Origin of the sequence: Providencia vermicola (genome assembly GCF_020381325.1) — a bacterium.
GTDB lineage: Bacteria > Pseudomonadota > Gammaproteobacteria > Enterobacterales > Enterobacteriaceae > Providencia > Providencia vermicola.
This window is the reverse complement of the sequence record NZ_JAGSPI010000007.1, coordinates 210550-223831: the sequence shown is the minus strand read 5'-3', so window position 1 is coordinate 223831 and position 13282 is coordinate 210550. Positions and strand designations below refer to the sequence as shown.

At 44.4% G+C, this 13282-nt stretch carries 10 protein-coding genes; 9 read left to right on the top strand and 1 reads right to left on the bottom strand.

What is annotated here, in order from left to right:
• The first annotated feature begins 96 nt into the window (after positions 1–96).
• The gene (locus KDJ85_RS12170; RefSeq protein WP_225819888.1) at positions 97–855 is read left to right on the top strand and encodes an AraC family transcriptional regulator; all 759 of its coding nucleotides are present in this window, start codon (positions 97–99) and stop codon (positions 853–855) included.
• Between the two features lie 82 nt (positions 856–937).
• On the opposite strand, the gene KDJ85_RS12165 is transcribed toward KDJ85_RS12170, so the two are convergent.
• A complete protein-coding gene (locus KDJ85_RS12165; RefSeq protein WP_206085299.1) occupies positions 938–2224 on the bottom strand; it encodes a citrate synthase in 1287 nt (428 codons plus the stop codon).
• Positions 2225–2895: 671 nt separating this feature from the next.
• Between KDJ85_RS12165 and sdhC the strand changes: the two genes are divergently transcribed.
• The 8 genes from sdhC to sucD all read left to right on the top strand — a co-directional run bounded on the left by sdhC (position 2896) and on the right by sucD (position 12854).
• Positions 2896–3285, top strand: coding sequence for a succinate dehydrogenase cytochrome b556 subunit (sdhC, locus tag KDJ85_RS12160; RefSeq protein WP_004909059.1), 390 nt, complete (start codon positions 2896–2898; stop codon positions 3283–3285).
• Complete coding sequence (sdhD, locus tag KDJ85_RS12155) at positions 3279–3623, top strand: succinate dehydrogenase membrane anchor subunit (RefSeq protein WP_047756338.1); 345 nt, start codon at positions 3279–3281, stop codon at positions 3621–3623. Before sdhC ends, sdhD begins: the two co-directional genes overlap by 7 nt.
• Before the next feature lies 1 nt (position 3624).
• Positions 3625–5391: a succinate dehydrogenase flavoprotein subunit gene (gene sdhA, locus KDJ85_RS12150; protein ID WP_047756339.1), complete on the top strand. Its 1767-nt coding sequence runs from the start codon at positions 3625–3627 to the stop codon at positions 5389–5391.
• A gap of 35 nt (positions 5392–5426) precedes the next feature.
• Positions 5427–6143 (top strand): succinate dehydrogenase iron-sulfur subunit, encoded by a 717-nt coding sequence (locus KDJ85_RS12145; RefSeq protein ID WP_004256824.1) that lies wholly within the window; start codon positions 5427–5429, stop codon positions 6141–6143.
• Positions 6144–6643: 500 nt separating this feature from the next.
• Entirely contained in the window at positions 6644–9457 is a 2814-nt protein-coding gene (gene sucA / locus KDJ85_RS12140; protein WP_225819887.1) for a 2-oxoglutarate dehydrogenase E1 component, read from the top strand.
• 14 nt (positions 9458–9471) lie between these two features.
• Positions 9472–10683, top strand: a complete 1212-nt coding sequence (odhB, locus tag KDJ85_RS12135) for a 2-oxoglutarate dehydrogenase complex dihydrolipoyllysine-residue succinyltransferase (protein WP_225819886.1) — start codon at positions 9472–9474, stop codon at positions 10681–10683.
• Between the two features lie 132 nt (positions 10684–10815).
• Positions 10816–11982: an ADP-forming succinate--CoA ligase subunit beta gene (sucC, locus tag KDJ85_RS12130; RefSeq protein WP_206085302.1), complete on the top strand. Its 1167-nt coding sequence runs from the start codon at positions 10816–10818 to the stop codon at positions 11980–11982.
• On the top strand, positions 11982–12854 hold the full coding sequence (gene sucD, locus KDJ85_RS12125) for a succinate--CoA ligase subunit alpha (protein WP_206085303.1): 873 nt from the start codon (positions 11982–11984) through the stop codon (positions 12852–12854). The genes sucC and sucD overlap by 1 nt, the downstream gene beginning before the upstream one ends.
• The last annotated feature ends 428 nt before the right edge of the window (positions 12855–13282 follow it).

Sequence of the window (13282 nt, the reverse complement as noted above, 5' to 3'; positions counted from 1 at the left end):
AATAACGGTTTAAACTTTTAATGGTGGGCAGTTTAGTGGTAATTTTGATGTCTTATTACAATAATAAAGACTATAAATATCAAAAAAGGGACATTTATGGCATGGCTAAATCAAACGGATGAGTTTCAAACACATTGGTATCCAGCCCCTGTTTTAGGGATTGCTGCGCAGATGGGGCAGCACGATTCTGGCACGCATACCCATGAAATGGGCCAGCTTTTGTTTACTCAGCAAGGGTGTATTCGTATATCCCTCGAAAAGCGCCTCTCTTTGCTTCCTCCTGGTAGGGTTGCGTGGATCCCACCACATGTTCGCCATCGCGCACAAATGCGTGCATCAGTGGGGTACCGGTCAATTTATCTCAGTGAAGAATATGCCCAAAAAGTTGGGAATGAAGTGGTCATTTTGAGTATTTCACCGTTGCTAAGGGAGTTATTAGAGCGTATTGCTATCGCACCTTTTGACAGTGATTGGCAAACGGGAAGGTTAGCCAATTTATTACCTGTTTTTATTGATGAGCTACAAGCCGCTACAACTGAACCTACCTTGCTTTCTTTGCCGCAAGATAGGCGCTTGAAACGCCTGGATATCGAGCAATTACCCCCGAATTTGAGCCAACTTGCTCAAATTGCTGGTGCGAGTGAAAAGACAATAACGCGTGTTTTTTTGAAAGAAACAGGCATGACGTATCAGTCATGGCGCCAACAATGGCGGTTTATTAAAGCGATTGAATTATTAGCACAAGAAAAGCCATATCACTTTATTACTCAAGAACTTGGGCTTACCAGTGACAGCGCGTTTATTAGTTTTTTTCGTAAAATGAGCGGAATGACACCAAGAGAGTATCAACAGTAGGACATTTTGCGGTTATACAAACAAAAAAGACCTTGAAAAATCAAGGTCTTGCTTTACGTAGGGATTCGAATTTATCGAAATATTATTTTTTTGCTAATTCAGAGTTGAATTCACGTTTGTCATAACCGGTATACAGCTGGCGAGGGCGTGCAATCTTCAGGCCGTCATCATGCATTTCGTTCCAATGTGCAATCCAACCAATAGTACGCGCAATGGCGAAGATCACAGTGAACATGGAAGATGGAATACCCATTGCTTTCAAGATGATACCTGAGTAGAAGTCAACGTTCGGGTACAGTTTTTTCTCAATGAAGTACGGGTCGTTCAGTGCAATACGCTCCAGCTCCATTGCGACTTCCAGTAAGCTGTCGTTCAAGCCCAGTTCATTTAGAACTTCGTGGCAAGTTTCACGCATTACAGTGGCACGTGGGTCGTGGTTTTTGTAGACGCGGTGACCAAAGCCCATCAGTCGGAAAGAGTCATTTTTGTCTTTCGCACGTTCGATAAACGCAGGAATGTGCTCAACAGTCTGAATTTCTTCCAACATGCGTAAGCAAGCTTCGTTAGCACCACCGTGTGCCGGCCCCCATAGAGACGCGATACCCGCTGCGATACAAGCAAATGGGTTTGCACCCGATGAGCCCGCAGTACGTACGGTTGAAGTTGATGCGTTTTGTTCGTGGTCAGCGTGCAGAATTAAAATGCGATCCATTGCACGTTCAAGAACTGGATTTACTGTATATTCTTCACATGGTGTAGAGAACATCATGTGCAAGAAGTTACCCGCGTATGACAGATCATTACGTGGATAAACAAAAGGTTGGCCTATTGAATATTTATAACACATTGCTGCAACAGTTGGCATTTTGGACAGCAAACGATAAGCCGTAATTTCACGATGGCGAGGGTTATTAACATCTAACGCATCGTGATAGAACGCCGCCAGAGCACCTGTTACACCACATAATACAGCCATTGGATGTGAGTCACGGCGGAAACCATTAAGCATGCGTGTAATTTGCTCATGGATCATGGTATGGCGAGTCACCGTATTTTTAAATACGTCGTATTGTTCTTGAGTCGGTGCTTCACCGTACAGCAGGATATAACAGACTTCGAGGTAAGAGGCTTCAGTTGCGAGCTGGTCGATAGGGAAACCACGGTGCAGTAGAATACCTTTATCACCATCGATATAGGTGATTTTTGATTCACAGGATGCAGTAGAAGTAAAACCAGGGTCGTAGGTAAAGAACCCTTTTGAACCTAAAGTTCGGACATCGATAACGTCTTGACCAATCGTAGGGCTTAAAATATCGAGTTCAATGTCACCCGCACTACCAGTCATTAGCTTAGCTTTGTTATCAGCCATTTACGGTCTCCTTAGCGCTTGATAATCGACACCCAACAACCCAGAAACCCAGCGTTATACTGTGTCTTCGTGCATTGTTCTACCGGTATGCTTTGGAAATCAGCTCGCTATCACATAAAACCTGAAATCTGACGACCGACGACAATGTAATTAGGTTGTTTATGAGTGTGTAGATGTTATGTTTTTTTTGTTGTTTTCCCTACAATATCATTATTTGTGGTAAGAGGAACAACTTTCATAACTTTTGTTATTAATACCCATCATAGTTCAAATTGTGGAGTATCTAACATTGCAACATTTACGTTTTGTTTTTACGGTGAAGTGTCAATCACACCGTTAAGATAATTCTGCCAGACCTATATGTAAGATAAATGTTGAATCATTGTCAAATAACATAAGCACATTTATACAAAATGTTTAAATCGTGATCCTTCTCACTGTTCGGGCTAAATGTCTCCAAACATTTTGTGTGGGAATTGTAATGGCATTGTGAAGACTTTATACTAGCGCCAGGTCTCCGGATTACCCTGTAGTAGGAGTTCCCAGCGTGATCAGCATGCAACTTTATTTAAACATGATGGATTAGAGTTTGTGTTAAGTTGCATTTTGTACCCCTGTCGCTGTCTGATTTCCACCCCAGGTCCGGAGGATGGAAAATAATAAAGAGCTGTGTGGGCAAAATTGTGAAAAAACAAAGACCTGTCAACCTTGATTTGCAGACGATTCACTTCCCGATCACTGCAATATCTTCGATCTTGCACCGTGTCTCTGGCGTCATTACTCTCATCGCAGTTGGTATTCTGCTTTGGTTGTTAGGGACATCTCTCTCCTCTCCAGAAGGTTTTCAATACGCGTCTGAAATAATGACTGGCTTTTTTGCTAAGTTCATTCTTTGGGGCATCCTGACTGCATTGGCTTACCACATTTGTGGTGGTATCCGTCATATGTTAATGGATTTCGGCTGTGTTGATGAAACCCTTGCTGCTGGTAACTCATCTGCAAAAATTACATTTGTTATTACCGTAATTCTGGCAATTCTGGCGGGGATCTTAGTATGGTAAGTAATGCATCAGCTTTAGGCCGTACTGGTATCCAGGACTGGCTGTTAATCCGTGGCTCTGCGATTATCATTGCACTCTACGTACTCTACATTGTTGGTTTTGTTGCAATTAACGACATTACCTATGAAGTCTGGCGCGGTTTCTTTGCCTCCTCTGTGACGAAAGTATTCACTATCCTCACTTTGTTCTCGATTCTTGTGCATGCATGGATTGGCATGTGGCAAGTGCTAACTGACTATGTTAAGCCGCTGGCAATTCGCTTAGTGCTGCAACTGGCTATCATTGTAGGTCTGTTGGCTTATTTAATTTACGGAACAATTGTTGTGTGGGGTGCATAAAATGAATCTGCCAATCAGAGAGTTTGACGCTATCGTTATCGGTGCTGGCGGTGCAGGTATGCGCGCAGCACTTCAAATTTCACAGATGGGCCTATCTTGTGCACTTCTGTCAAAAGTCTTTCCAACCCGTTCTCACACTGTATCCGCGCAAGGTGGTATCACGGTTGCATTAGGTAACACGCACCCTGATAACTGGGAATGGCACATGTACGATACCGTAAAAGGTTCCGATTACATCGGTGACCAAGACGCTATCGAATATATGTGTAAGACAGGCCCAGAAGCTATCCTCGAATTAGAACATATGGGGTTACCTTTCTCGCGCCTTGATGATGGAAGCATCTATCAACGTCCATTTGGTGGCCAGTCTAAAAACTTCGGTGGCGAGCAAGCCGCGCGTACTGCGGCCGCAGCTGACCGTACAGGGCACGCACTATTACATACGCTGTATCAGCAGAACTTAAAAAACCACACCACCATTTTTTCTGAGTGGTATGCCCTTGATTTAGTTAAAAATCAAGATGGCGATATTGTAGGTTGTACTGCAATTTGTATGGAAACAGGCGAGCTCGTTTACTTCAAAGCGAAAGCCACCATTCTGGCAACAGGTGGTGCAGGCCGTATTTACCAATCAACCACCAATGCCCATATCAATACGGGTGATGGTGTGGGGATGGCTGCGCGTGCAGGTGTGCCACTACAAGATATGGAAATGTGGCAATTCCACCCAACGGGTATTGCAGGGGCTGGGGTTCTGGTCACTGAAGGTTGCCGTGGTGAAGGTGGTTACTTGCTGAATAAAGACGGTGAGCGCTTCATGGAGCGTTACGCACCAAACGCGAAAGACCTTGCAGGTCGTGACGTTGTTGCACGTTCAATCATGATTGAAATTCGTGAAGGACGTGGCTGTGATGGTCCTTGGGGGCCACATGCTAAGCTGAAATTGGATCACTTAGGGAAAGAGGTTCTGGAATCACGTTTACCGGGTATCCTTGAATTATCACGTACCTTTGCGCACGTTGACCCAATCAAAGAGCCAATCCCAGTTATTCCAACATGCCACTACATGATGGGCGGTATTCCAACGAAAGTAACTGGCCAAGCGATTCGCTATAATGAAAAAGGCGAAGATGAAGTTATTCCAGGTCTGTTTGCCGTCGGTGAAATTGCCTGTGTATCAGTACATGGCGCTAACCGCTTAGGCGGTAACTCACTGCTTGACTTAGTGGTATTCGGTCGCTCTGCGGGTCTGCACCTGAAAGAATCCATCATGGAACAAGGTTCAATGCGTGATGCTTCTGAGTCTGACATCGATGCAGCAATGACTCGCTTTAATCGTTGGGAAGGTGCACGCACAGGCGAAGATCCAACCGAAATCCGTAAAGCACTGCAAACCTGCATGCAGCATAACTTCTCAGTATTCCGTGAAGGTGATGCAATGGCGAAAGGTTTAGAAGAGCTAAAAGTGATTCGCGAACGCCTGCAAAATGCACGCCTTGATGATACGTCAACGGAGTTTAATACGCAGCGTATCGAATGTTTAGAATTGGATAACCTGATGGAAACCGCTTATGCAACTGCACAAGCAGCAAACTTCCGTACAGAAAGTCGTGGGGCGCATAGCCGCTTTGACTATCCAGAACGTGATGATGCGAATTGGTTATGTCACTCATTATATTTACCGCAATCTGAAACGATGACGCGTCGTGAAGTCAACATGCAACCAAAATTGCGTGAAGCCTTCCCACCGAAAATTCGTACCTACTAATGCGTGGTGTTAATCCAGTTGCGGAGAAATAAACTATGAAATTACAATTTTCGATTTATCGCTACAATCCTGATGTGGACAACGCACCACGTATGCAAGATTACACGCTAGAAGTGCCTGAAGGGCGTGACATGATGTTGCTGGATGCGTTAATCCAAATCAAAGAGCAAGACCCAACATTATCCTTCCGCCGTTCTTGCCGTGAAGGGGTATGTGGTTCTGATGGTCTGAACATGAACGGTAAAAACGGCTTGGCTTGTATCACGCCATTGTCTGCTTTAATTCGTGGTGGGAAGAAAATTGTCATTCGTCCGTTGCCAGGTCTGCCTGTTGTGCGTGACCTGATCATCGACATGACTCAGTTCTACACCCAATACGAAAAAATCCGTCCATATCTGATTAACGATAACAAAAATCCGCCAGCGCGTGAGAATTTACAAACTCCTGCACAACGTGAAAAACTCGATGGTTTATACGAGTGCATCTTGTGTGCATGTTGTTCGACTTCTTGCCCATCTTTCTGGTGGAATCCAGACAAGTTTATTGGTCCAGCAGGCCTATTAGCGGCGTATCGTTTCTTGATTGATAGCCGTGATACTGAAACCGATTCTCGATTAGATGATCTGAACGACGCTTTCAGTGTTTTCCGCTGTCATAGCATCATGAATTGTGTCAATGTATGCCCTAAAGGACTAAATCCAACAAAAGCTATTGGTCATATTAAATCTATGTTGCTAAAACATAGCGCCTAATAGCTAAATTTAACCCGCAGTGCCTTGGTACTGCGGGCTAAAGTGGAAATAGCACGAAATAAAAACATAAGTTAAAAATAAAGCGTAAAGTAAATTCAAGATTTTGATTTAAATAGCGCTTAAGGTCACAAAAGCGCGAAAACCAAATATCCTTAAAGGTCATCAGAAAGTAACATTGTCATCAATAAAACGTAGCATTAAATAAAAACGTTGTAACAACAAAAGCGCAAAAAAGTGAACGTAACAAAAGCAACAGTAAAAAGTAAAAAAAATAGCCAACTGCAAAAGATGAAGAAGACGAAAGCGTAATCTTAGGGGCCTTTAAAAACCGTAGCCAGTTTTTAAAGGTTCCTTAAAAGGGAAACCCTTACTGATAAAGGGCCTCCCAAAGAGAGAACATGCATAAAGCACGTCCAAGAGAACCTTTATCGAGGTCGCTTAAATGCGACGATTAGTTAACCACGGCGAAAACTAAAGCTTATAAAGCTTAAGGGATCACAATGCAGAACGGCGTAATGAAGGACTGGCTGGATTCAAGCTTTCTGGCAGGCGCGAACCAGACATATATAGAACAGCTCTATGAAGATTATCTGACTGACCCTAACTCTGTCGATGCCGAGTGGAAAGCCATTTTTGAGCAACTACCTGGTGCAGCCCTCGGCACTAGCGGTGAGCAATTCCACTCCCAAGCGCGCGATTACTTCCGTCGCTTAGCAAAAGACTCTACACGTTATCACACCTCTGTTAGCGATCCAGCTATCGACGCAAAACAAGTTAAAGTTTTGCAGTTAATTAATGCATTCCGCTTTCGCGGACACCAAAATGCTAACCTTGACCCGTTAGGGCTTTGGAAACGTGAATCTGTTCCAGATTTGGACCCAGCGTTCCATAACTTAACGAAAGAAGATTTCAACGAAACCTTCAACGTCGGTTCTTTTGCTATCGGCAAAGAAACCATGAAACTCAGTGAGCTATATGACAACCTGAAACGCATTTACTGCGGTTCAATCGGTGCGGAATATATGCACATCACGAATACAGAAGAAAAACGTTGGATTCAACAACGCCTTGAGTCTGTTGATGTGTCTAAAATTTTCTCTGCGGATGAGAAAAAACGTTTCCTGTCTGAGTTAACTGCGGCTGAAGGTCTTGAGCGTTACATCGGGGCTAAATTCCCAGGTGCAAAACGTTTCTCATTGGAAGGTGGTGATTCACTGATCCCAATGCTGAAAGACTTAATCCACCACGCTGGCAAACAAGATACTCGCGAAGTTGTTCTGGGTATGGCGCACCGTGGTCGTTTAAACGTACTGGTTAATATCTTAGGTAAAAAACCAGGCGAATTATTTGATGAATTCGCAGGTAAACATAAAGATCATTCAAGTGCGGGCGACGTTAAATATCACCAAGGCTTCTCATCTGACTTTGAAACCGCAGGTTCACGTGTTCACTTAGCGCTGGCGTTTAACCCATCGCATCTTGAAATCGTTAGCCCAGTGGTCATCGGTTCTGTACGTGCTCGCCGTGACCGTTTAGATGAAGGCCGCAGCAACATGGTTCTGCCAATCACCATTCACGGTGACTCCGCAGTTACTGGCCAAGGTGTTGTTCAAGAAACGTTGAACATGTCTCAAGCACGTGGTTATGAAGTGGGCGGTACCATGCGTATCGTCATTAACAACCAAATTGGTTTCACCACTTCAAACCCGAAAGATACCCGTTCGACAGAATACTGTACTGACATCGTGAAGATGGTTCAGGCGCCAATTTTCCACGTGAATGCAGATGACCCAGAGGCGGTTTCATTTGTCACACGTTTAGCGCTGGATTTCCGTAATACCTTTAAACGCGATGTGATGATCGATTTAGTCTGTTATCGCCGTCATGGTCATAACGAAGCCGATGAGCCAAGTGCAACTCAGCCTGTGATGTACCAAAAAATCAAACAGCACCCAACGCCACGAAAAATCTACGCAGACCGCTTAATTGCAGAAAACGTATTGAGTGCTAATGATGTGACGGAAATGGTTAATCTGTACCGCGATGCATTAGATGCAGGCAACTGCGTGGTTGAAGAGTACCGTGAAATGGGTCTGAACTCATACACATGGGCACCATATCTGAACCACGAATGGGATGAATCCTACAAATCAACAGTTGATATCAAACGTTTAACGGATCTGGCTGTTAAAGTCAGTACTATCCCTGAAGGCGTTGTCGCGCAATCTCGTGTTGAGAAAATTTATGCAGATCGTGCAGAAATGGCGAAAGGCGAGAAATTACTCGACTGGGGTGCGGCAGAGACTTTAGCGTATGCAACGTTAGTTGATGAAGGCGTTCCAGTGCGTTTATCGGGTGAAGATGCAGGCCGTGGAACCTTCTTCCATCGTCATGCGGTTATTCACAACCAAACTAACGGTTCTGTCTACGTTCCACTGCAAAACATTCATAACGGCCAAGGCGTATTTAACGTTTGGGATTCTGTTCTGACTGAAAATGCGGTATTGGCATTCGAATATGGCTATGCAACCACTGAACCACGTGCTTTAACCATTTGGGAAGCGCAATTTGGTGACTTCGCGAACTGTGCGCAAGTGGTTATCGACCAATTTATTAGCTCTGGCGAGCAAAAATGGGGTCGTATGTGTGGTCTGGTGATGTTACTGCCTCATGGTTATGAAGGTCAGGGCCCAGAGCACTCATCTGCACGTTTAGAACGTTACTTACAACTGTGTGCTGACCAAAACATGCAAGTGTGTGTGCCGTCAACACCTGCTCAGGTTTATCACATGTTACGCCGCCAAGCCTTACGTGGCATGCGTCGTCCTCTGATTGTGATGTCACCAAAATCCCTGCTGCGTCATCCATTAGCGGTGTCTAGCATGGAAGAACTGGCAAATGGTACATTTGAACCTGTTATCGGTGAAATCGATGAAATCAATCCGAAAAATGTGAAACGCGTCGTTATGTGTTCAGGGAAAGTCTATTACGATCTGTTAGAACAACGTCGTAAAAATGAACAAACTGACGTGGCTATCGTGCGTATTGAGCAGCTGTATCCGTTCCCACACGATGATATCCAAAAAGCGTTGTTGCAATTTAGCCATGTGAAAGACTTTGTATGGTGCCAAGAAGAGCCATTAAACCAAGGTGCTTGGTATTGCAGTCAACATAATTTCCGTGAAGCTATCCCAGCAGGGGCAACTTTACGTTATGCAGGTCGAGCTGCTTCTTCATCTCCAGCAGTTGGCTATACGTCCGTACACCAAGAGCAACAAAAAGCTCTGGTAAATGACGCTTTGAACATTGAATAATTAAAGGATAGAAAATGAGTAGCGTAGAAATTCTTGTTCCCGATCTTCCTGAGTCCGTTGCCGATGCTACGGTTGCCACATGGCATAAAAAACCAGGTGACAGTGTTCAGCGTGATGAAGTCCTGGTTGAGATCGAAACAGATAAAGTGGTACTGGAAGTGCCTGCGAGCGAAGCTGGCGTACTAGAAGCTATCGTTGAAGACGAAGGTGCAACGGTATTATCTAAACAACTGTTAGGTCGTATTCGTTTGGGTGATAGTACTGGTATCCCAGCAGAAGTGAAAGAATCACAAGAAGCAACGCCAGCTCAGCGTCAAACTGCAAGTCTGGAAACCGAAAGCAACGATGCGCTGAGCCCAGCAATTCGTCGCCTAATTGCAGAACATGACCTGAACCCTGCGGATATTAAAGGTACTGGTGTTGGCGGCCGTTTAACGCGCGAAGATGTTGAAAAACACTTAGCAGCAAACAAATCTGTAGCGCCAGCAGCATCTGCACCAGCTGCACCACAGGCTCCTTTGGCACACCGTAGCGAAAAACGTGTTCCAATGACGCGTTTACGTAAACGTATCGCTGAGCGTCTGTTAGAAGCGAAAAACACCACAGCAATGTTGACCACGTTTAACGAAATCAACATGCAACCAATCAAAGACTTACGTAAACAGTATGGCGAAGCGTTCGAAAAACGTCACGGTGTACGTTTAGGCTTTATGTCTTTCTATGTAAAAGCTGCGGTTGAGGCACTGAAACGCTATCCAGAAGTGAACGCTTCTATCGATGGCAGCGATGTGGTTTACCATAACTACTTTGATATCAGCATCGCAGTATCAACGCCTCGTGGCCTGGTTACCCCAGTGCTGCGCGATGTTGATGCAATGAGCATGGCGGATATCGAGAAGAAAATTAAAGAACTGGCTGTTAAAGGTCGTGACGGTAAATTAACTGTTGAAGACTTAAGCGGCGGTAACTTCACTATTACTAATGGTGGCGTATTTGGTTCTCTGATGTCTACACCTATCATTAACCCACCACAGAGCGCAATTTTAGGCATGCATGCCATTAAAGACCGCCCTATGGCTGTAAATGGTAAGGTAGAGATTCTTCCTATGATGTACTTAGCGCTGTCTTATGACCACCGCTTAATCGATGGTAGCGAGTCAGTCGGCTTCTTAGTCGCTATCAAAGATATGCTGGAAGATCCAACTCGTTTACTGCTGGACGTATAGCAACATAACAGGGTAGGGAACAACCTGCCCGGTCTGAAGTAACCGATGCAGCCCGTTCGCGGGTTGCTAAATCAGTAACAATTGCAGGAGGCGAATAAACGCCTCTTCAGACTCAATTATGGATAGAACATCATGAATTTACACGAGTACCAGGCAAAACAGTTGTTTGCACGTTATGGGATGCCTGCACCAACAGGTTATGCCTGTTCATCAGTCGCTGAAACCGTCGATGCTGCGAAAAAAATTGGCAACGGCCCATGGGTAATTAAATGCCAAGTTCACGCAGGTGGACGTGGTAAAGCTGGTGGCGTTAAAGTTACTAGCGACATCAATGAAGTTAAAGCCTTTGCAGAAAACTGGTTAGGTAAAAACTTAGTTACCTATCAAACAGATGCAAACGGCCAGCCAGTTAACCAAATTTTGGTTGAAACGGCGACTGACATTGCGAAAGAATTATATTTAGGTGCGGTTGTTGACCGCAGCACTCGTCGCGTTGTTTTCATGGCATCGACTGAAGGTGGTGTGGAAATTGAGAAAGTTGCTGAAGAAACACCAGAACTGATCCACAAAGCCATTATCGACCCACTGACAGGCCCAATGCCTTTCCAAGGCCGTGAATTAGCGTTCAAATTAGGCTTAACGGGCAAACAAGTTAGCCAATTCGCGAAAATTTTCATGGGTCTGGCGACACTGTTCCTTGAGCGTGATTTAGCATTAGCTGAAATCAACCCTCTGGTTATCAGCACTGCGGGCGATTTAGTGTGTTTAGATGGTAAATTAGGCATCGACAGTAACGCATTATACCGTCAACCTGAAATCCGTGAACTGCGTGACGAATCTCAAGAAGATGCGCGTGAAGCACAAGCGGCTCAGTGGGAACTGAACTACGTTGCACTTGATGGCAATATCGGTTGTATGGTTAACGGTGCAGGCCTCGCAATGGGTACCATGGACATCGTTAAACTGCACGGCGGTGCACCTGCTAACTTCTTAGACGTTGGCGGCGGCGCAACAAAAGAGCGTGTTACTGAAGCATTTAAAATCATCCTTTCTGATGAAAACGTGAAAGCGGTTTTCGTTAACATCTTTGGTGGTATCGTTCGTTGCGACCTGATTGCAGACGGCATCATTGGTGCAGTTGAAGAAGTTGGTGTAAATGTACCAGTAGTTGTGCGTTTAGAAGGTAACAATGCTGAGTTAGGTGCTAAGAAACTGGCAGATAGCGGCTTGAACATTATCGCTGCAAACAGCCTGACTGACGCAGCTAAAAAAGCAGTAGCAGCAGCGGAGGCTAAATAATGTCTATTTTAATCGATAAAAATACCAAAGTAATTTGCCAAGGTTTCACCGGTGGTCAAGGTACATTCCACTCAGAACAAGCAATTGCTTATGGAACACAAATGGTTGGTGGTGTGACTCCAGGTAAGGGCGGCACAACTCACCTTGGTCTGCCAGTATTTAACACTGTGCGTGAAGCCGTTGAAGCAACGGGTGCAACCGCCTCTGTTATCTACGTTCCAGCGCCATTTTGTAAAGATTCTATCTTAGAAGCTATCGATGCAGGCATTAAACTGATCATCACTATCACTGAAGGTATCCCAACGCTGGATATGCTGACTGTAAAAGTGAAATTAGATGAAGCTGGCGTTCGCATGATTGGTCCAAACTGTCCAGGTGTTATCACTCCAGGTCAATGTAAGATTGGTATCCAACCTGGCCACATTCACTTACCAGGTAAAGTTGGTATCGTTTCACGTTCAGGTACACTGACTTATGAAGCAGTTAAACAAACGACAGATGCAGGCTTAGGTCAATCTACTTGTGTTGGTATCGGTGGTGACCCAATCCCAGGTTCTAACTTCATTGATATCCTGAAATTATTCCAAGCTGACCCACAAACTGAAGCGATTGTCATGATCGGCGAAATCGGTGGTAACGCAGAAGAAGAAGCAGCAGCTTATATTAAAGAGCACGTGACTAAACCTGTTGTTGGTTACATCGCTGGTGTGACTGCGCCGAAAGGCAAACGTATGGGTCACGCTGGTGCAATTATTGCTGGCGGTAAAGGCACTGCAGATGAGAAATTTGCTGCATTAGAAGCAGCGGGCGTGAAAACCGTTCGTAGCCTTGCAGACATCGGTGATGCCGTTAAATCATTACTGAACAAGTAAATGACCCGCTAGGAAACTAGCAACTGTAAGAGACAAAAGCCCGTGCTTGTTTTAAGTACGGGTTTTTTTGTGCTTGCTGTGAGGCTAGATACAAAGACTTAACAGAATTTCTGTATCACTTATAAGGTTTTCTAAAAAAGAGTGTCTATACTTAAAAAAATGCACCAGAAAACACACTCATGGCTGCAATGGGGATAAAAAAGTGTGTAGGGTGGCAAACGATACGAGAGTGTTAGCACTTTATGCAAAAAATAGCGAAATTGCGACACATCAATTTTATAACTTTTAGGGGGAATGAATTATCTGAATATAGGAATTTAGTTGAGTTAGATTCGCATATTAATAAAATTCATAATAACTTTAAAATAAGATACTATTACAAATTAAATATTCTTTTTTAGAGACCTTAATACAAAGATTATATTTTT